The following is a 22,081-nucleotide window of genomic DNA, read 5'->3' on the forward strand; positions in this document are numbered from 1 at the left end:
TAATTAACATTTAAAACGAATGGTTGAAAAAAACAAAGCCAACTATCAGTATATCCAGCTTTGTTTTTCAGTAAGCTCCAAATCTCAATAGGCTATTTCAGCGCCTTACTGATGGCTTGTTCTGTAACACCCGCCATAACCTTATAGCCCGCTACGTTAGGGTGTACGCCATCTGTGGTTAATTCGGCTTTTTGCCCGTTCCGTTCATCGGCAAAAGGAGTAAAATAATCAAGTAATATGAGATTATTTTCGGCAGCGTAAGCTTTTATGAGTTTATTGAGCGCCATGATCTTTGGGGCGGGTTCAATCCCCTTGCGCCAGGGGTAATCAAACACGGGCAGATAGGCGCATAATATCACCTTTATCTGGTGCAATTTTGCCAGCTCTACCATCGATTTGATATTATCCATAATACGCTCGTTGGTAACATGGCCTGTGTTTCCTGAAATATCATTACTGCCTGCCAGTATAATAACCGCTTTAGGTTTCAGATCGATAACATCCTGCCTGAAACGGATGAGCAGTTGCGGAGAAATCTGTCCGCTGATACCTCGGTCAAGATACGGGCGGCCATTAAAAAATTCGGGCACTTTTGCTTTCCAAAATTCAAAAATGGAGCTGCCTAAAAAAACAACCCTTTTCTCGCCGGGCTTGGGATCACCAAGAGCTTTGTTTTCATTAGCATAATGTGATAGCGCTGCCCAGTCGTCTTTGAAATCTTCCTTTACCACAGTCGAAGCCTGTTTGTTATTTAACGAATCGGCATTGTTTTGTTGGGCATAGGAGCTGATGTTAAAAAGCAATCCCAGTGCTATGAGTAGGGTTATTTTTTGGTTCATATATTTATCATACTGATGTTCTCTTTCCTCAAAATACCCGCAATCAATTGTTTTAAAGTTAACATTTGCTTTACAGGTAAGGGCTTAATTTGTAAATCTATATATAAACGAAACTATATATAATATTTATAAACCCAATGCTCTATGAAAAAAACCTTATTAACCCTGTTTGCATTTACCGCTGTTACATTAAGCGCGTGTAAAAAAGATCATCCCATAATCACTCCCCCAACTACCACTTATCCTGATATGGCCGAAGCTGCAGACCCTGCCATTTTAATGACCACTGCCGATGGCGTAAAAGCTTATAACGGCGGTTTTGGCTCGGCGGTGGCTGCAGATCCTAAAGATCCTAACGTTTTTTATTTACTTACAGACAGGGGCCCGAACGCAGCCGGCTCAGTTACCGACGCCATTGTTTTTGGCAAAGCCGACTTTACACCAGAAATAGGCAAATTCAGGCTGAAAGATGGCAAACTGGTATTGGAACAGACCATTGAACTAAAAAATACCAACGGTGTTAAACTAACCGGCTTGCCGAACCCGGCGGGTCAGGGTGCTACCGGAGAGATTGCTGATGACCTGACAGGTAAAATACTTTCTCCTGACCCTGATGGTATCGACTCTGAGGGTATGGTTTTAGCTGCAGATGGCTCATTCTGGATCAGCGATGAGTACGGCCCGCATATTGTACATTTTGATGCTACCGGCCGTACCATTGAGCGAATTAACCCATTTGGTACAGGTACCGGTGGGCGTAAATTACCTTTAGTGTTTGCAAAACGCAAACCTAACCGTGGTATGGAGGGGCTTGCCATTACTCCTGATGGCAAAACGCTGGTGGGCATGATGCAATCGCCTATGTTTAACCCTTCCAAGTCAGCAGTAAGCAATTCTGTTGTGTTACGTATTTTAACCTTTGATATAGCATCTGGCGCTACCAAACAGTATGCTTATTTGATGGATAATGTTACACTTACCGGTGTAAGCGATATTGTTGCCGTTAATGCTACTACCTTCTTAACCGTTGAGCGCGATGGCCTGTATGGCGGTGATGCTACCAACCCTGCCACATTTAAAAAGGTATTTAAAATAAGCCTTGATGGCGCTACAGATATTTCTGACCCTGCAAACGGCGCTAACGGAAAGCTTTTTGACGGTAAAACTGTTGAGGAACTGAACAACCAGGCCGGGCTGCAGGCCGCAGGTATTACTCCGGTTTCAAAAACTGTTGTTTTAGATCTTTTAAAAGACCTGCCAACCGTTTACCCGCATGACAAGGCCGAAGGGCTGGCCATATTACCGGGCAATATATTGGTTATATCCAATGATGATGATTTTGGAATATTGGATAATGGCAAAGGCGGCTTTGCAGCCAAAATATTACCGGCCACAAAATCTGTGGATCATAACAGGTTGTACTTCAAAAAAATTAACTTATAATCATATTATTTAAATTCATAAATAAAAATACCGTGTTTTAACGGGTTGCCCAAACCAATAACTCTTATTAATTTGCCAAAAAATTCATAATAATAAATGTCGTCGTAACTACCTTCATGGCATTTCTTATTTGAAGTTTGAGTGTAAGCTCAATCAAAAATATTAAGGGTTTAATTAAATACCCGAGCATGTAACCTTGAGAAACAAGCAAAAAATTGAGCATGTAGTTGGTGATATGCTCAGTAGATGGTCCTGACCGGCCTCATTATAGCATTACTCCTTAACAGGGTAATGCTTTTTTATTTCGGCAAATTTTCGGCTATAGTGTCAGCCTACTGTTTTAGTGCTAAAAAAACAGCACTAATTTTCCGGATATGTCGTAAATTAGGATTTAGTTAAAACCATCGCTTTCAACACTTTAATTTATCACATATTCTAAATCGCCGCCTGCTAACCTTTTTTTATTTTCCGGCGAGGTTACATTCCTTAAATTTGTTTAAAACTAAACCCCTATGCTAAAAAAAATACTTTTAACCTCTCTGTCGGCTGCTGCAGTTATGCAGGTGCAGGCCCAAAAGATTGAGCCATCGGCCTGGCAAAAATTCCCGGATAGTACTACGGTAAAAGTTCATGCATCATATGATAATGTTACTGGTATACACCGCTGGCTATTTGGCGAAAACTACCGTAAAGAATGGGCTATGCCTGTAAAGCTGCCCGTACTTAAACTATCGCAGATAAACGGCGGCCTTTCTCCAATTAAAGAAGGCGGCGGCATGGAGTCAAAATCATTGCGCCTGGAAGATAAGAGCGGCAGGGAGTGGGTATTGCGCAGCGTGGAGAAGATACCAGACAAGTTACTGCCCGACAACCTCCAGGGCACTTTTGCCGTTGATTGGGTTGGCGACGAATTTAGCGGCCAACACCCCTACTCGGCGCTGATCGTACCTCCGCTGGCTCAGGCCGCACGTGTACCGCATGCCAACCCTGTAATTGGGGTGGTTGTGGCCGATCCGGCGCTTGGCCAGTACAGTAAAACGTTTGTAGGTACCGTTTGCCTACTGGAAGAACGTGAACCTACGGGCGAATCGGACAATACGCTCAAAATGGAGCGCGAACTGGTAAAAACCTATGATAATCGCCTTGATGGAGAAACATTTTTACGTGCACGCCTGCTCGATCTGCTCATTGGCGACTGGGATCGTCATGAAGATCAGTGGCGTTGGGCTACTACTAAAAATGAAGAGGGAAAAGGAAAAACATATACCAGCGTTCCGCGCGACCGTGACCAGGTTTTTCACCTTACCGAAGGTATTTTCCCATCCATAGCAGCTGTATCATGGATAGACCCCTTACTTGACGATTTTGATGGGGAGATACCACGTATAAAATACTCGTTATTCAAAACCCGCTTTGCAGGAGCTTTCCCCGATGCGCATATGAGTTACGAAGAGTACATGAAAGTGGTGAACGAGTTTGTAAAGGCCGAAACTGATGAGGTATTGGAAGCCGGTCTTAAACGCCTGCCTATTGAAAACTACAAATTCAGGCACGATGAATTGTTTGCCAAACTCAAAAAACGCAGGGATAATATTCCTGCTGCCATGAGTCAGTATTATAAATTTGTTTACCGCATAGTTGATATACGCACTACTGATAAAGATGAACAGGTAACCATTAGCGATGCTCCTAACAAAGCCATGCGCATTACTGTCAATAAACTGGGTAAATCCGGACAGGAAAAGGGTGTCTTTATGGATATGACCTACAACCCTGACATTACTAAAGAAGTGAGACTGTATGTTTCGGGTGGTGATGATCAGGTCACCGTAAATACGGCCAACACTCCTATTAAACTAAGAGTGGTTGATAGTATTGGCAATAAAACCTTTGACATTAAACAAGCAGCCAAAACAGTAAAGGTTTACGGTCCCGAAACAGGTGCTAAATTTACCGGTGACGAAGGCCGCGTAAGCAAACATTTTTCAAACGACACGGCTAACGTAAGATTTTTACCTACCAACCTTTACAACGTTTGGATGCCGCTGGCAACTGCGGCCATTAACAAAGACGACGGCTTTTTACTGGGTGTAGGTTTTAAATATACCGGTCATGACGGTTTCAGAAAACTGCCCTACTCTACCGTACAGCAGGTAATGATCACTCACTCTTTTGCTACAGACGCGTTCCGTATCAAATATAATGGCGAGTGGATTGATGCCATTGGCAAGGCAGATTTTACCCTGCAGGCTTATGCACAGGCACCGGACAATACCGTAAATTTCTTCGGCCGTGGTAACGAATCGGTGCTTGATAAAAGCATCAAGAACTACCGTAGGTTTTACCGTACCCGTTATGATATTTATCAGCTTGACCCCGCCTTAAGGTGGACATTAGGCAAGGGAACTACCATCAGCGCAGGTCCGTCATTCCAGTTTTACCGCCTTAACCCCAATGATAACGACGGGCGCTTTATCCAAAAAACAGCTTTGATCAACAGCTATGACAGCTTAACAACTGATAAAAATAAATCGCACTTAGGCGCCCTGATCAACTTTGAAAGTGATCATAAAGACAACGCTATATTGCCAAAAAGCGGTTACTATCTATTGATAAAGCTACAGGGTTATGGGGGCCTTAACAGCTATTCGAGGTCTTACGGGCAGCTGAGGTCTGAATTTACTTATTACCAAAAGTTAACTTCAAGCGGCTCTATCGTACTTTCTGACCGTGTTGGCGGCGGTGTGAGTGTGGGTAGCCCGGCATTTTATCAATCCATGTTTTTGGGCGGACAGGGCAATTTGTTAGGTTATCTGCAAAACCGTTTCGCGGGCCAGCACATGGTGTATAATAACCTGCAGGCGCGTGTCAAACTGGCCGATATTGCCAGCTATATACTTCCGGGTCAGTTTGGTTTAATGGGCTTTTATGATGCAGGCCGCGTTTGGATCAAAGGCGAACATTCTGATAAATGGCACACCGGTACCGGCGGCGGTATTTTCTTTGCACCCGCAAGCTTAACTGTATTACAGATCATGGCCGGCCACTCTCAGGATGGCTGGTATCCATACATTGGTCTTAACTTCAGAATATAAATCCCCAAATTAACAATTAAAACAAGCCCTTTGGTAAATTATCAAAGGGCTTTGTTTTTAAGTACGATTTGAAATACCGCAATATGATTTAAACCTTGATTAACTTCCCCTGGTATATAATTTTTCCCTTCAAGGTAATCACATAAATATATACCCCAGGGTTAATATTAAGCTGGATCACGTTGTTCAGTTCATTAATCGTTTTATCGAAACTTACCCTGCCGCCCGCGTCAAACAGCTTAAATTCATAGTCATTAATATCCCCGCTGAGTATATTCAATTGGGTATGAACCGGGTTAGGATACAGCGTAAATTGACTGCTTTGCAAAAATGTGGCGTTAGCCAGATCTGAGTAAATAATTTTACCATCATTGGTTATGAGCTTAACCCGGTAGTACTGAATGCCTTTTTTAGGATTAAAATCTGTAAACTGGTAGGCCAGGGTAGTACCTACTACCGTAGTACTTAATGGCGTGTAAGCATTGGTACCTGTAAGCTTTTCCCAGGTTATCGATTTCAAATTAAAAACACTGCCTATTTGCAGGCTAAGCACTATAGAGTTACCCAACACATCGGCCAGCAGACTTTCAACATAGCAGCCCACACCCTGGTTATTAACATCAATGGTAATACTTTTAAGTCCTTCAAAATCGGCTCCCTGCGCGCTTACAGCAAAATAAGCTGATGATTGCTGTGCTATGGGTACAACAATGCTGGTATCGGTAGTAGTGGTAAACTGCTGCAATAAATTATTTTTAATGTTGTATACAACATAGCCTTTACTACCCTGCTGAGGTTTCCAGTGCAGTAAAGTTCCATCTGTACAGTTATAGCCCACCTCCATATTTAATGGCTTTGAGATGCTGAACTCTTTACTGAGGTGAGCCTGTCCGTTAATATCCATTTTTAATATTGCGGTGGTAAAAGCATTAGGCGGAGTCCAGTTATAATATTTATTTTTTAGCGTAGTACTACCGATGGAGTGCCAGGTGTTGCCATGATCATAGCTTACGCTTAACTGACCTGTTGTAGCACTAAATGAGTTTTGCCAGCGCAGGTAATTTTCATCGGCAGCAAAAAGCTGATCACGGCCGGATGGGTACGTCCACTCAAACTGATTGGCTTTAACCGGTTGATACGCCACATAAAAAGTTTGTGAACCGGCAGGTATTTTACTTCCCCTCACATGAATTACATAGTTACCCGCAACCGGATTTTGAAGCGTAACCTGTTCCGTATTATTCAAGGTATCCCTTTGTCTTTTAGCAGGGCTCAGTAATGAATCAGCTGATGGGTACGAGTTGAGGCTCCAGGGTAACAGCGTTTGCCCGTTGGCTGTAGTAACATACAGATCAAGATCATTAATGAGCGCTGCCGGGGCATTAAGTGTAGCAGCCGGATCATTCCAGGCCAACGAAACTTTGAGCTCACTACAACCTGCGGGTATGTTAATGGTATAGCTGATCTGCTGCTGATTGGTCAGTGTTCCCTTCTTAAAACGGCTTTCATTTATGGTACGCAAAGCTTCCAGGGCACTGAGTTGCCCGTAACCCGTTTTATAGTCTGGACCCGGCGTGCCAATATCATCGGCCGAATTGACAAGTACACTTTTCACCAGCGCTGCCGAAGGCAAAACGCCTGACTGCTTTTTGTAAGCTTGCTGCAACAATGCAACCGTACCCGAAACTAATGCAGCTGCTCCGGAAGTGCCGTCTTCGCCATTAGCTACCAGTTCGGGCTTAATACGGCCATCGTAAGCCGGACCCGCGGAACTCAGATCTTCTGCCGTTCCCGAACGGTCTGTACCCCCTACTATTAATACGTTTTTGGCCTGCTTGAAAGTGCCGGAAAGGTTAGCTGCACCCGTTATTCCATTATATACACCCATTGTTGGAGCCGAGTTACCGATGTTCCCTGACGAAAAAACGTGAACCAACGAGTCGGTTTCATATACCTGCTGGTCATAAGCCACAGCTTCGGTACCGTAATAATTTTCAATACCCGTTCCGTACGAATGATTTTCAACACTAATGTTAAATGCCTTAAAAACGGCAGTACTATCGGGCAGTAACCGGGCAAAATCTGAAGAGCTAAATCTTACGTTAGGTGCGACACCCAAACCCCTTATAAATGAATTGCCGTTGCCGCCAATCAGCGTAGCCATAATAGTGGCATGACCAGAGGTGATCTTAGCTGCCTGAAACGAACTAAACGACCTACCAAGCAAGTCCAGGTCATCATCGTACCGCTGCTCTTTAACATCAACGTTTATGCCGCTGCCATCCGTGCCGGGATAGTTATTGGCAATCGCCGAAATATTATTCAGGCCCAGGTCAATATCATTGATGATCAGCTCCTCATGAGCCTGCCTTACCAAGTTGGCAAAAGCAACATAAGGTTGCTCCAACAACTCAGGCAAACGCTGTAAAGAGATATTTAACATAATCACATTGCCCGGCTTAACGGTAACACTACCATATTTCTTCAGGTCGGTAATGATAGAATCAGTTGGAGCGGTAACAGAAAGCTCAATTGTCTGGTTACTGTTGGGGTGCTTTTGCCAAAGCTGCAGCAAGTTATCGGTTGCTTTCCACAGTGCATTTGCCGGTACCATGGTTTCTATGTTTTCTCCTGTCAGCATTTTTGCAGATGCTTTAACCACATAAAAGTTATAGGAAACCCTTTTCAGCAACCTCAGCTTTTGAAAACTGGCAGCCGAAGGCTTTTTGAATTTAACAAGATAATATCCCGGCGTATCGTTTGCCTTTGTAGATGCTATGGCTTGGGAATGGTACAGGTTTATAATGGCTTTATCGCTCATAACCTTTTGGGCCAATGAAACTTTAAAGCATAAACAAACACCAATTAAACAAAGTAATTTTTTTACCATACCATTCAAAAAATAAAGGGGAGTAAAATGCTCCCCTTCGTTATTTCATGCCTTATCAGTAAGAAGCAATTACAATAAAGTTAATACAAATATCTTAATGCTATTTTATCATTGGTGTTGTATGAACGATCGCCGCCGTTTGAGCAGGCCAGCATGAAAGAAGTAGCATCGCCGCTGCTTGGTGTACCAGGAATATGGACGGCTCCTATACCTGCCGAGCCCTCGTTAGATGCTGTACCACCGCAGCTAAAGGCACGATTAAAATAATCGGTATGGCGCAGGCCTATACAGTGGCCAATTTCATGCTCCACAACGGAACTCAGGTACCCAACATTAGGGCTGGTGCCATAAGCCTGCGAATTGGTATTCATCATGATCTGGTTATAAGGGTTGCCTGCCGATGTTGGGAAGCCCGACGACCCTAAAGTAATAAAGCCATCGCTTGGTCCCTCATTAAAACCTATCACCTGGATATTGCCACCGCTGCTAACAAATTTAAAATGCAGGGTAAGGTTTAAAGCGTTATAACGGTTAATGGCATTAACTGTAGCCGTTTTATAAACCGTTGGCAAATTTGATATGGAGATAGAGATAGTACGCGGTAATTTTTTTACCAGGTTATTGGTGCGGTATTGTTCAGTTTCGGCAATACGCAGGGTTGGACTGGTAACCTCTTCCGAAAAGTTTTCGGGGGTAAGTAGTATATCGCCCTCCACCAGGTAATCATCGCCGCGCTTGTGAACATCTGTTGTGCTAAAACCCATATCCGAGATCTTCTTTAACACATCTGCTGAAATCGCATCTGTTGAAGTTGTAGGGGTTGTTGCGCTGTCAGCACTTTGGTTATTCTTTGTACAAGCAGATAACACTAAGGTTGAAAATGCCATGCATATTCCAACCTTTAACAATTGGTTCGTTTTCATTATTTCAATAGTATTAGCTTATTGATAAATAATACTTAATAAGATATTTTTATAATAAGAGGATTGTTTATTACTGGAATTGAACATAAATATATTCAATTCCAGCACCTTTATGTAATGCAAAATAATTTTTCCAAATTCAAAACACAGTAAATTTTCTATCACACACAAATAAATAAGTTTAAATAAGTTATTTTATTTAAAATATCCATAAATAAATACCAAATAAACACGATTTAAATACAAATAAATATAATAAATTCATTAAAAGAGTAATACAGCTGCCACCCCGGGTCTAAAAAATCAATATAAACACCATACACATAATTAATTATAAACAAAAATATAATTCAAGCATACCCAACAGGATATTGTATTAAATATAAAATAACACGTTAAAACATATATATGTATTATTGCGATATACATAATAAGGATAGCCCAAAAACTAACCGTTATATTATTGGCTAACCATTAAAAGAAGTTGATGTTTTAAAAATTAAGACACAGTTTTCCCTACCCACTTTAGTTAAGCAGAAAAAGAACACAACAAAAACTGTCAGGAAACTATTAAGCTATAGGTGTTTATTAACTTGTGGAATAACGTGTTTACCGATGAGTTCGATTGACCTAAGTAGCTTTTCCTGTGGCAGCGCCGCATTATCCATTTGAAAAGTAACCCTCGAAACCCCGCCCAAAGCTTCACTGTGACGGAGTATTTTTTCGGCCACTTCATTCGGGTCACCAACTATGAGTGCCCCAGTTGGGCCGGTTTGGGCATCATATTGGCCGCGGGTAACGGGTGCCCATCCCCGCTCCCGGCCTATCTTTGTAAACGCCTCGGCATAGCCAGGAAAAAAGTCATTATTGGCCTCCTGCGTTGTAGCTCCTACATAACCTAAAGAATGTAAACCAACCTTTAATTGCTCAGGAGTGTATCCGGCATTTTTACCTGCCTCCCGATAAAGATCAATCAATGGGCGAAAGCGATGGGTTTCACCACCAATTATGGCTACCATAAGCGGTAAGCCAAGACTTCCGGCACGAACAAAAGATTCCGGCGTTCCGCCAACACCCAGCCAAACAGGTAATGACTGCTGAACCGGCCTCGGATAAATTACCTGTTCGCGCAAGGGAGCCCTGAATTTGCCCGACCAGGTGACCACCTCATTATCACGAATCTGAAGTAAAAGCTCCAGCTTTTCGGCAAAAAGCCTGTCATAATCTTCTACCTTATAGCCAAAAAGCGGAAAAGCTTCAATAAATGAGCCACGGCCGACAACCATCTCTGCCCTTCCCTGCGAATAAGATCTAACGTGGCAAAATTTTGAAACACCCGTACAGGGTCGGCCGCGCTAAGCACCGTAACCGCACTGGTTAAACGAATGCGCTTGGTTTTGGCCGCAGCGGCTGCTAATATCATGGCTGGTGCCGAATCAAGAAACTCCTTGCGGTGATGCTCGCCAATGCCAAATACGTCTAAACCAGCCTCATCCGCGCGTTCTATCCGCTCAAGCAGGCGAGCCATAAAATGTACATTATCTGAATTATGGTGTGATGATGTTACCAACGAAGCTGCAGCAAAACTGTCGATTCCTATTTCCATGATATTTTTTTAGCCAGTTAAATTATGGGCATATATTAGCCGTTCAAAAGAACAACCAATACCCCATTAAAACAAACTTTATTACGCAAAAAACGCCGGTACCTCATCGCGATTACACCGGCGTTACATCACCCTTAATATAAATCCTGGAAAAGAATTATACAAGTCCGTTAAATACCTCCCTATTTCTGAAACAGCTTTATTTTAAGCCCAAGCTCCACTGCACCAGCCGAGTAATTACGGATAACACCGGTTTCAAGGTTGTAAGTGAAATTCACAGCAAATGCCTTTTGATTAAATACAACACCCACACCTTCAGTGTTATTGCTATGATATATGGTTTGCAGCGATAAAAAGTAATTACTCATGGTGAAATTTAGGCCGGCATCAAAAATATTAGTAGCGCCCTTTACCTTCCTGAACCCAACCAAAGGTTCAAATATGAGGTTACTATATTCATTATCGGCATGTATTTTATAGCTAACCGCCGTGAAGAATAATACCCGGTCTACATCTATCCGCTCAATGGAGTTTCTGAAAAACGTGGCCTTTAAATTAGGCAAAGCCGCCTCAACAAATAAATTATTACTGGTGTAGGCTACTCCAAAATCCCCATCAAAATAGGGTTTAGCCTGATTATAGCGGGCTATTTGCTCATCTGTATCATCACCTATTATTTTGCTCTGATCAATCCGTGCATCGTTAACACCTAATGATAGCCCGAAGTTTAACTTCTGATTATTTTCACCAAGGGGCAAATGGTAGGCATAAGTACCCATTACCCGGGTTTGCCTGATCAGACCCGCCTGATCATCGTTCACATTCAGGCCCAAACCTACCCTTTCGGTTGCCTGGTAATCGCCTGTAAAAAACTGTGATTTTGGCGAACCCGGAAAAGTGCTCCACTGCTGGCGGTAACCCACATTAAGGTTCAACCCTTGCTCTAAACCGGCCATGGCTGGGTTAACAATATACCTGTTTTGAAAATAGATAGATTGAAACGGATTCAACTGTGCCCGGCTGCACAAGCTTGCGCAAACAAGCATTATCGTTGCCAGCAAAGGCTTCATGATCATTATATTTTTATTCCGTTGGAAGTTTTTCATAGCATTAATAATTTCTTTATTCTCGTTATTCGCCTTATCTCTTTTAGTTCAACCTGTTACCTGTTTCTTACTATGGTTATATACCCCTTGAATTTGCGTTGGCCCGGACCAAGATCAACCGTGTAGTAGTAAGTACCTTCGGTAAGCGGCGAGCCGCCATATGTTCCGTCCCATTCATTGTTATAGCCATGTTTGGTATAAACCGTACGCCCGCCACGGTCATAAACCACAACCGAATTGTTAGGGAAAAGCTGTATGTCTTTTATTACCCAGAAATCATTTTTACCATCGCCGTTCGGTGTAAGGATATTAGTACCCACAATTAGGTCTTGTGATTCTCCGCGATAAATAGTTACGGTATAGGTACTGGTTGTAATACCATCCTGCGCGGTTATCACTACGGTAATGGTATTGTAACCTACATTAAGCGGGAAGCCAGTTGATGGGCTGCCATTAGGCGCCGAAGTGCCGTTTATTTTAGCAGTAGCAGTTCCCTCAAAGGTTAGGGTAAGCTTGATAAATTCAACCCTGTTATCAACCTGTGCCGTGTAAGCCGGGGTTGAGGTTGAGAACGACGGTGACAAAGTGCCTGAACTCAATACAAGATCATTAAGTGTAGCGATACTAAGCGGTTTAACTGTTAGCTCACCTCCTACGTAATTGAAATTATAATTATCAGATACACCACCGCTGACAGTAATAGGGTAATCTCCAGGTGCCGATGTAGTGGTGGCACTTGTTTTAAGTACCGGCACTGTTGTTAAACTGGCCTCATTATCGCCATTTACAAAACCATTATAAGTAGCTGTAAGCGCAGGGTTTGAAGTACCGTAAAGCCTGTTCTTGCTATCGGCCGTAAAGGTAAGATCAGCCTTATTTACAGTTAAAGTTCCCTGAACATATACAATACGGTAATTGATAATAGCTGCCCCACTAACCGTAATTGGATAAGTTCCCGCCCCCGATGAAGCATTTGCGGTGGTAGTGATAACCGGTGCTTTGGTTAAAGTTGCACTGTTATCGCCATTAACAAAACCGCTGTAGCTTACGCTCAGAGTCGGATTGGCCGAACCATAAGTTTTACTTACATTATTAACTGTGATAGTTAGTACCGGCTGGGTAACTGTTAATACACCCGGTTTATAAATAAATGAGTAGTTAGGTGATACCGCCCCGCTTACCGAAATAGGATAAGTATTAACGGGAGAATTGGTAACTGCCGTAGTACTTATATTTGGCGCGGTGGTTAAATTTGAGGCATCATCTGTACCTGCAAAACCACTGTAGGTTATGGTAAGCGGAGGGTTAACTGTTCCGTAGGCCTTGGTTATATTATCTGCCGTAATAGTTAATACAGCTTTGGTTACCGTTAAAACGCCCGGCTTGTAAACAAACGAATAATTGCCTGAAGCTGCTCCGCTTGCTGTAATTGGATAAGTATTTAAAGGTGACATAGTAACCGCTGTGGTAGTAACTACCGGTGCTGTGGTTAAGCCCGATGCATTATCGGTACCCACAAAGCCTGCATAGGTTACGTCAAGCGCAGGATTATCTGTACCGTAAACCTTGGTAGCATTTTTGGCCGTAATAGTTAATACTGCTTTGGTAACTGTTAATACACCCGGCTTGTAAACAAATGAATAATTATTTGATACCGCTCCGCTTGCCGTAATAGGATACGTATTTACAGGAGATGTAACAACCGCAGTAGTACTTACTGTTGGCTTAGTCGTTAAACTCGAGGTATTATCTGCACCCATAAAACCGCTGTAACTTACCAGAAGCGCCGGATTAGCTGTACCATACACCTTGGTAGCATCATTTGCCGTAATGGTCAGTACCGCTTTAGTAACTGTTAAAACACCCGGTTTGTAAACAAACGAATAATTGGCAGATGCAGCCCCGCTTGCTGTAATTGGATAAGTATTTACCGGTGATGTAGTAACCGCGGTAGTGCTTGTGGATGGCTTAGTAGTTAAACTCGATGCATCATCGGCACCTGCAAAGCCGCTATAGCTTACACTTAATGCAGGGTTAGCCGTACCATAAACTTTGGTGGCATCATTAGCAGTTATGGTAAGCACTTTTTTAGTTATGGTGAAATTAGCATTCACATAACTTAATGTGTAATTACTGTTTAATGCGAGGGTACCCTGTTTTATGGTATAAGTCCCAAAATTTTCTCCTCCATCACGGGTGAGGGCACCTGTAAAGGCATCCGTACCTACCAATGCCCCGGTAGTTATACTGTAAGTTAAGGCTGGATCAGCATCGCCATATATTTTGGTTTTGGCATCAGCTTTTACAATCAGCGCCAATTTGTTTACAATGATATTTCCCTTGGCGTATGTAATGGTATAATTGCTTGCGTTAAATGTACCACCTGTTGCTGCACTTGCACTTACCGACCCGGTGTAGGTAGTAACCGGCGCATTTGCCACGGCACCTGTACCATAAGCAATGGTTACGCTGCCAATGGTTTCTGCGTTAACCAAACCTGTGGTGCTGAACGCGGTTGATCCAGCAGCTCCGGTCAATAACTCACCATACGTTTTTGTTTTGTTATTGGCCGTGATGGTTAATGATGCCGGGGTAACGGTTAATGTACCCGGTTTATAAACAAAAGTATAATTAGATGATACCGCTCCGCTGGCTGTAATAGGATAAGTATTTACAGGCGAGTTGATTACTGCCGTGGTGCTTATGGTTGGCTGAGTTGTTAAACTCGAAGCATCATCAGCACCCATAAAGCCGCTATATGTTACCGTAGGTGGAGGGTTTACAGAACCATAGGTTTTTGTTTTATCGTCGGCCGTTATAGTCAGCACGGCCTTGCCTACAACGATATTGCCGGCCACATAAGTGATACTATAATTACCTGCATTAAATGAACCTCCGGTTGCCGCGCTTGCTACTACCGATCCGGTGTAGGTATTTGCAGGTGCACCTGCGGCTGAACCTGTTCCGTAAGTAATGGTTACGCTACCTATGGTTTCTGAATTAACCAAACCTGCAGAAGTAAAATCTGTTGAACCGGGACCGCCAGTAAGCGTTTGACCGAAAACCTTGCTTTTGTTATTGGCCGTGATAGTTAATGGTGCCGCAGTTACGGTCAACGTTCCGGGCTGGTAAACAAATGTATAGTTTGAAGACGCCGCACCACTGGCCGTAATTGGATAAGTATTTACAGGTGAGGTGGCAACCGCTGTGGTTGTTACAGATGGCTGTGTAGTTAAGCTTGATGCATTATCTGCACCCGCAAAACCGCTGTAGCTTACTGTGAGTGATGGTATGTTTGCTCCGTAAACCCTTGTTTGGTTATCAGCAGTAATAGTTAATACTGCCGGGGTCACGGTTAAAGTACCGGGCTTATAAGTAAAGGTATAATTAGCCGATACCGCACCGCTGGCCGTAATAGGATACGTATTAACTGGTGAAGTGGCAACCGCTGTAGTGCTGATAATTGGAGCGGTAGTTAAACTCGATGCATCATCGGTACCAACGAAACCGCTGTAACTTACCGAAAGCGTGGGAATAGCTGCGCCGTAAACCTTGGTAGCATCATTAGCTGTAATGGCCAGCACTGCCGGGGTTATGGTTAATGTTCCAGGCTGGTAAACAATGGTATAGTTAGCTGATACTGCGCCGCTTGCTGTAATAGGATATGTATTTACCGGTGATGCAACAGTTGCTCCGGTGCTGATGGTTGGTGCAGTTGTTAAGCTCGATGCATCATCTGTACCTACAAAACCATTGTAGCTTACTGAAAGTGCTGGAACAGGCGCTCCATATACTTTAGTGGCATTATTCGCGGTGATGGTCAACGCAGCTGGACTTACAGTCAAAGTTCCGGGTTGGTAAACAAATGTATAGTTTGAAGATACAGCACCACTGGCCGTGATCGGGTAAGTATTTACAGGAGAGTTTACAACTGCCGTGGTGCTGATGGTTGGTGCAGTTGTTAAGCTTGAGGCATCATCTGTACCAACGAAACCGCTGTAGCTTACCGAAAGCACTGGAACAGGTGCGCCGTAAACTTTATTGGCATCATTAGCCGTAATGGTCAACGCGGCCGGGGAAACCGTTAAAGTACCGGGTTGGTAAGTAAATGTATAATTAGCTGATACTGCTCCGCTTGCGGTAATAGGATATGTATTTACCGGTGATGTAGTAACCGCTGTGGTGCTGATGATTGGTGTAGTTGTTAAGCTCGATGCATCATCTATACCAACAAAACCGCTATAACTTACTGTTAAAGTTGGCAGAGCCGCTCCGTAAACTTTTGTTTGGTTATTCGCCGTAATAGTTAATGCTGCAGGAGTTACAGTTAATGTACCCGGCTGATAAGTTATAGTATAATTAGCCGATGCCGCTCCGCCGGCTGTGATTGGATAGGTATTAACCGGCGAATTAGCTGATACCGGGGCGATAATGATTGGCTGAGCAGTTAAGCTCGCTGCATTATCCGTACCCACAAAACCACTATAACTTACAGAAAGCGCCGGAACAGGTGCCCCGTAAACTTTGGTATTGTTATCCGCTGTAATGGTTAATGGGGCTGGCGTTACATTTAAAGTACCGGGTTGGTAAACAATAGTATAGTTTGATGACACTGCCCCGCTCACTGTAATGGCATAAGTATTTACAGGTGACTTAGGCACAGCCGTTGTGCTAATGATTGGCAGGGTTGTCAGGCTTGATGCATCATCGGTACCCACAAAGCCGCTGTAGCTTACCGATAGTGTTGGCATAAGCGCTCCGTAAACCTTCGATTTGTCATCGGCCTTAATGGTTAACACAGCCTGCCCTACTATGATATTGCCGGCTACATAAGTAATAGCGTAGTTCCCCGCGTTAAATGTTCCGCCGGTTGCGGCACTCGCCACTACCGATCCGGTGTAGGTAGCTACAGGTGCTCCGGCTGCAGCGCCTGTACCGTACGTAATGGTTACACTGGCTATGGTTTCAGCACCAACAAGGCCCGATGAAGTAAACTCTGTTGAACCCGGGCCTCCGGTAATAGTCTGTCCAAAAGCTTTGCCTTTATCATTGGCAGTAATAGTTAATGGTGCTGGGGTAACCACCATATTTCCGGCTATATAAGTCAGCGTATAATTGTTGCTAATTGCCAGGCTTCCTTGCTGAATAGCATAACTGCCCACATTTTCACCCGGAACACGGGTAAGCGAACCGGTAAATGTATCTGCAAATTTTAACGTTCCGCTGGTGATCTTAAAACTCAAGAAAGGATCAGCAGCTCCATAAATTTTATTTTTGGTATCGGCGGTTAGGGTTACAGCAGCTTTATTGATGGTGAAGTTAGCCGCAACAAAAGTCAGCGTATAATTGCTGCTCAATGCAAGAGATCCCTTTTGAATGGCATATGTACCAAAATTTTCGCCGGGAGCGCGGGTAAGCGATCCGGTAAATGCATCAGTGCCTACCAAGGCTCCGGTGGTAATAGCGTAGGTTAAGGTAGGATCAACATTGCCGTATATTTTATTTTGCCCGGTGGAGGCGGTAACGGTTATTGAAACTTTGTTAACGGTACTGACAACTGTAGCCACATTAACATTGGCGGCACCTGTGGCGCTTAACACCACATTGCCCGAATAAGTACCCGCGGCAGTACCCGCAGCCAGCCTGATATAAACCGGAGTTGAGGAAATAATACCAGCTGTACCTATTGTAACAGTAGCTGCAAAACTTGCATTATCAGCACTTACCTCAAAACCTGTAGGCGCGGTAGCCAAGATCCCTGAACCCACACCTACACCTGATACACTGAATGTACCCGATGATGAAGCCGTACCGTAAGTAGTTGTTAAAGCAGATAAAGTGCCTGTTGTACCGATAGCTGCCGGGGATATAGTTACAGTTTTGGTAACGGGCGCACTCAACAAACTGGCATCACTTACCTTAAAGCTTATAGTACGGGTTAAGGTACTGGGTGTTGAAGAACTATTTTGATAGCTGATGGCTCTTAAGGCTGCTTGCCATTGCGCAATTGTTGCCGAACCTCCGGCAGATGAAAGGGTAAATATGCCACTTAATACATTGTAAGATCCGGATATGTTGCCGGTATTTGAACTTGGAGTAAAAACAAGTGCATCTTCGGGAGAGGTCCAATTACCCGTAATACTAACTGTTCCCTGAAAAAGTGTTGTATTATCCACATCGCTTACCGTGATTCCATTATCAATAACCACCGGCGAACCGCTATAGGTAGTTGTGCCTCCGCTTGCAACCAACACAGGCGCCTGGTTTACTGCAGTTATATTGAGAGTTGCAGTTGCTGTGTTACATAACGAAGGTGTGCCGTTATCACATACCAGGTAGGTAAAAGAATCGGAACCTGAATAATTATTATTTGGCGTATAGGTAAAGCTACCATCAGCATTTAATACTATAGTACCATTTACAGGAGCTGTTATCAATGATGCGGTTAAAGTGTTGCCGTCCGGGTCGGTATCATTGCTAAGTACATTTCCGGTTTTAGCAGTATTTTGATTAGTTGTGTAAGTATCGTCATTAGCTACCGGGTTGGAGTTAGCATGTGCAAGCGTCACAGTTACCGTGTTGCCACTCACTGTACCGTCATTTGCTTTATAAGTAAAGGAATCATTGGTGTTGCCTGATGGCGTGTAGGTAAAACTGCCATTGGCATTTAAAACAAGCGATCCGTGAGCCGGGCCGCTTACTAAAACAGCTGTGATTGCATCACCATTAGCATCATTATCATTACTTAACACACCTGGTGCTGCTACTGTTAAAGGAGTACCAACGGTATAACTATAGTTATCAGCCACAGCAACCGGAGCAACATTTGCAGGTGAAAGCGACACTGTTACCGTGTTACCACTAACAGTCCCGTCATTTGCTTTGTAAGTAAAGGAATCAGAAGTGTTACCTACCGGCGTGTAGGTAAAAGCTCCATTGGCATTTAAAACAAGGGATCCGTGTGCTGGGCCAGTTACTAAAATAGCTGAGAGTGTATTACCATTAGCATCATTATCATTACTTAACACACCCGGCGCTGCTATTACCAATGGCGAACCTATAATGTAGGTGTAGTTATCAGCAACGGCTACCGGTGCAACATTTGCTGGTGTTAGGTTTACCGTTACCGTATTGCCATCCACCGTACCATCATTTGCCTTATAAGTAAATGAATCGGCGGTGTTGCCAGATGGCGTGTAGGTAAAACTGCCATTGGCATTTAATACAAGGGTGCCATGTGTAGGGTTGGTTACTTTAATGGCGGTAAGCGGGTTGCTATCAGGATCTGTATCATTACCTAAAACCCCTGGCGCGGCTACTACCAATGGCGAACCAATGGTGTAAGTATAGTTATCGGCCGCGGTAACGGGTGCCTGATTGGCAACTAGAGTTTTAAAAGTTTGATCTGCCCCGTAAGATGTGCCTATGGTGTTGGTTGCGTAAGCCCGGTAATGATAAGTAGTATTACCTGCCAGGCCCGATGCATTTGCTGATATGGCCCCGGTTCCGTTGCCATTAGCTAATTTATTATCGGTTATGGTTGGATTGGCGGTTGTTGAATATACTATCCCCTTATCATTTACAGTAGCCCCGCCATCTGATGAAACATTACCGGCTAAAGTTGCCGAATTTGCAGTAACCGCAGATGAGCCTGTTGTAGTAACCGTAGGTGCATTTGCTGCTAATGCTACTACAATATCATCATACCCAATACCAATAACGGTGCCGCTGCTGGAGGTAAACCGTACTTCATCAATATTGGCAAATGCACTTAACTGGGCCGATGGAATAGCTACCGGTAAGTTAACACTGAGTGCACCAGTAGACGTGGAACCAACTTCAGAGCCATTTCGGTAAGCATGCAAAGTAATTGACTGGGCACCACCTGCAGCAGCAGTTACATTGGTGGGTGAAACTGATATACCAGTTAAGGTAAAAAGCCCACCAGAAGTTCTGAAAAACCTTGAGTAATTAAGCACAGTAGCACCTGCTGCATTCCTTGTGGTTCTCACATAACTAATTCCGCTAATTGTAGCAAATGTAATGCTCAACTGCCCTGTTCCTACTCCCTGCAATGAAAAACCGTTGGCAGCCGGGCAATTGGCGTTGGTAAATGCTAAGGTTACGTTATCATTTGCAGATGCCAAAGTACTGTTTGTTGTAAAGCAGGACCAATCAATTGTGGTTTGGGCATAGGCGCGCAAACCGGGAATTATAAATAAAATGATTATGCAAAAAACAAGTAAAAGTTTTTTCATGGTGATAAGGTTGGTTTAGGCAATGTAAATACACCTGCTACCAGGTATATTTTAATAAATTATATGATCGTGTTATTCTGTTCCAATGGTTGCCGGCTTAAAATCGGGGGCATAGCTTTCAAAACATTGCACGGTTTTAAGCCCGTATGCACCGGCAAACCTGGCCGGTATATAATTGTTGCTGCCGATCTTAAAAAAATTGATATGCAATAGTTTATCACCATTACATACAACTGTAAAATCGCCATTATCATTAATTACAATGGTACCAGGCTTATATCTGTGCTGATAGGCCGTGGTAATGGCAGCATCTAAAATTTTTAATTCAAACCCGTTGATCATGGTAATGGCCCCGGTGTTCCAGGAATTACAGGCCTTGATCACATCAATGATCTCTTCAGCCTCCATCATATTCCAGTTGATCAGCACATCCTTAAGCTGCGGCTTATCATAATAAGCAGCTTTACTTTCATCCTGCTCAACATCGGTTAACGGCTTATTGGCCATTATGCCGTTAAGTATATCCGTTACCCCTTTTACCTGCAGCTCACCAAATAACTGGTATACATGATCGTAGCTATAGTGAGGCAGGTTAATAACATTATATTGCCATGCTACAGGTCCGCTATCCAGCTTATTGGTAAGCCGGTGGATAGCCAATCCAATTTCTTTATATCCCTTTCGCAGCTGCCAGAAAACCGGCGATGGCCCCCTGAACTGCGGCAGCCTGCCAAAGTGTATATTATAGATGCCATGCCTTACATGGCTCAGTTGTTCTGTTTTTACAATGCTGCTGTAGCCCGCAAAAAAAATAATATCCGGCTCCAATACCTGGCTCCAGTTATACAGGTCATCCTTCCCTTCCTCAAATGTTACCGGGATACCTGCGGCATTGCAAAAGCCCAGGGTTTCGGCTGTGTTTTGATCAGGAGCAGTTGATTTGCCAATGTATAACATAACCCCTGCTTTATTTTTATAGTGATATAAATTTGAAAGCAGGGGCATGTACAACATTGCCGAATTGGAAACGATTCCTATTTTCATCAGTTACAGTTCAGCAATTAGTATCAATTAGTTACGTGATGGAAAAACACCTTCCAGTGCAATAATGTAGGTTACCGCCAAATATGGCTGCATATTATTGTGCGGCTGGCTGCCACCTGCCTGCACAATCATACCTGGAGCCATGGTAACATTTGCATTTGCAGGTATGGCTTCTATGAAATTTGATGGTGCACCGCCAGCTGCCATATCTGTTGATACAGCCAGCAGAGTTCCGCTTGGTGAAGTCTGCGTTGCGGTATTGCTGCTTGCTGCAACCGCATGGCTATGCTGCGGCATTTGTGTGCTTAACAAAGTCACATTTTCTGTTCCGCTTGCTTCGCCAATTACCCTGTTAGTTAGGCCCGGGCCTTGTCCCCAGTGTATTGGCGCACGGCCACGCAGATCAGGTAATGCGAAAGTACTTGTTCCGTTACCGCCGTAAGTAGTACCCAATAATGAAAACAACGCTGAGTTTTGCGCTATTGACAGTATTTGACCATTACATAATGCCCAGCCACGTGGGGCAAAATTACCTGCAAATAATGTAATTGATCCAAGAATAGGAGTGTCCATGATTTTTAATTTATAGGGTTTAGATTATTAATTTGCAATAAAACTAACCAGACACTGAAGCATGACAACTTTTACATAATAAGCAATACAATATACATATTACGGGTTGTTTTTCATCTAAAAAATAAACACACTTAAACTTATTTGTATAATATATATACACCAAGGCCCTGATGCAATAAGCGGGATAAAATGGAAGGCATAATGAGAAACTATTAATATGCGAACAAATTATAGCGCAAAAATTGCATTAAGCAAGTATTATGGCATAAAATCTTCGCAAAATAGTATTTGGTGGGTTTTC

General features: G+C 43.4%; 9 protein-coding genes and 1 pseudogene. 2 read left to right on the forward strand and 8 right to left on the reverse strand.

Features of this window, described 5'->3' with window-relative positions; all coding sequences use genetic code 11:
* Positions 1–92: 92 nt before the first annotated feature.
* Positions 93–839 carry an SGNH/GDSL hydrolase family protein gene (locus QWZ01_RS02735; protein WP_290321687.1) on the reverse strand — a complete coding sequence of 249 codons (747 nt, stop codon included), beginning with the start codon at positions 837–839 and terminating at the stop codon, positions 93–95.
* 144 nt (positions 840–983) lie between these two features.
* Here QWZ01_RS02735 and QWZ01_RS02740 point away from each other — a divergent pair, with 144 nt between their 5' ends.
* Together QWZ01_RS02740 and QWZ01_RS02745 are read left to right on the forward strand one after the other, a co-directional pair.
* Positions 984–2,282 carry an esterase-like activity of phytase family protein gene (locus tag QWZ01_RS02740; protein WP_290321688.1) on the forward strand — a complete coding sequence of 433 codons (1,299 nt, stop codon included), beginning with the start codon at positions 984–986 and terminating at the stop codon, positions 2,280–2,282.
* 512 nt (positions 2,283–2,794) lie between these two features.
* Complete coding sequence (locus QWZ01_RS02745; protein ID WP_290321689.1) at positions 2,795–5,377, forward strand: BamA/TamA family outer membrane protein; 2,583 nt, start codon at positions 2,795–2,797, stop codon at positions 5,375–5,377.
* A gap of 88 nt (positions 5,378–5,465) precedes the next feature.
* On the opposite strand, the gene QWZ01_RS02750 is transcribed toward QWZ01_RS02745, so the two are convergent.
* The 7 genes and pseudogenes from QWZ01_RS02750 to QWZ01_RS02785 form a co-directional block, all read right to left on the reverse strand.
* Complete coding sequence (locus QWZ01_RS02750; protein WP_290321690.1) at positions 5,466–8,198, reverse strand: S8 family peptidase; 2,733 nt, start codon at positions 8,196–8,198, stop codon at positions 5,466–5,468.
* A gap of 149 nt (positions 8,199–8,347) precedes the next feature.
* A complete protein-coding gene (locus tag QWZ01_RS02755) occupies positions 8,348–9,190 on the reverse strand; it encodes a M57 family metalloprotease (protein ID WP_290321691.1) in 843 nt (280 codons plus the stop codon).
* A gap of 575 nt (positions 9,191–9,765) precedes the next feature.
* Positions 9,766–10,796: pseudogene (locus QWZ01_RS02760) on the reverse strand (Atu2307/SP_0267 family LLM class monooxygenase).
* A gap of 182 nt (positions 10,797–10,978) precedes the next feature.
* Entirely contained in the window at positions 10,979–11,902 is a 924-nt protein-coding gene (locus tag QWZ01_RS02770; RefSeq protein ID WP_290321694.1) for a PorP/SprF family type IX secretion system membrane protein, read from the reverse strand.
* A 56-nt stretch (positions 11,903–11,958) separates the two neighbouring features.
* Positions 11,959–20,160, reverse strand: coding sequence for an MBG domain-containing protein (locus QWZ01_RS02775; RefSeq protein WP_290321695.1), 8,202 nt, complete (start codon positions 20,158–20,160; stop codon positions 11,959–11,961).
* Positions 20,161–20,232: 72 nt separating this feature from the next.
* Complete coding sequence (locus tag QWZ01_RS02780) at positions 20,233–21,204, reverse strand: methionyl-tRNA formyltransferase (protein WP_290321696.1); 972 nt, start codon at positions 21,202–21,204, stop codon at positions 20,233–20,235.
* Positions 21,205–21,231: 27 nt separating this feature from the next.
* Complete coding sequence (locus QWZ01_RS02785; RefSeq protein ID WP_290321697.1) at positions 21,232–21,777, reverse strand: phage tail protein; 546 nt, start codon at positions 21,775–21,777, stop codon at positions 21,232–21,234.
* Positions 21,778–22,081: the final 304 nt, after the last annotated feature.

Source organism: Mucilaginibacter aquaedulcis (genome assembly GCF_030409325.1).
GTDB lineage: Bacteria > Bacteroidota > Bacteroidia > Sphingobacteriales > Sphingobacteriaceae > Mucilaginibacter > Mucilaginibacter aquaedulcis.

What these genes read in the sequence shown, in the direction of transcription:
- QWZ01_RS02735 (WP_290321687.1), bottom strand. Translation starts at nt 839, where the DNA reads ATGAACCAAAAAATAACCCTACTCATAGCACTGGGATTGCTTTTTAAC.
- QWZ01_RS02740 (WP_290321688.1), top strand. Translation starts at nt 984, where the DNA reads ATGAAAAAAACCTTATTAACCCTGTTTGCATTTACCGCTGTTACATTA.
- QWZ01_RS02745 (WP_290321689.1), top strand. Translation starts at nt 2,795, where the DNA reads ATGCTAAAAAAAATACTTTTAACCTCTCTGTCGGCTGCTGCAGTTATG.
- QWZ01_RS02750 (WP_290321690.1), bottom strand. Translation starts at nt 8,198, where the DNA reads ATGAGCGATAAAGCCATTATAAACCTGTACCATTCCCAAGCCATAGCA.
- QWZ01_RS02755 (WP_290321691.1), bottom strand. Translation starts at nt 9,190, where the DNA reads ATGAAAACGAACCAATTGTTAAAGGTTGGAATATGCATGGCATTTTCA.
- QWZ01_RS02770 (WP_290321694.1), bottom strand. Translation starts at nt 11,902, where the DNA reads ATGAAAAACTTCCAACGGAATAAAAATATAATGATCATGAAGCCTTTG.
- QWZ01_RS02775 (WP_290321695.1), bottom strand. Translation starts at nt 20,160, where the DNA reads ATGAAAAAACTTTTACTTGTTTTTTGCATAATCATTTTATTTATAATT.
- QWZ01_RS02780 (WP_290321696.1), bottom strand. Translation starts at nt 21,204, where the DNA reads ATGAAAATAGGAATCGTTTCCAATTCGGCAATGTTGTACATGCCCCTG.
- QWZ01_RS02785 (WP_290321697.1), bottom strand. Translation starts at nt 21,777, where the DNA reads ATGGACACTCCTATTCTTGGATCAATTACATTATTTGCAGGTAATTTT.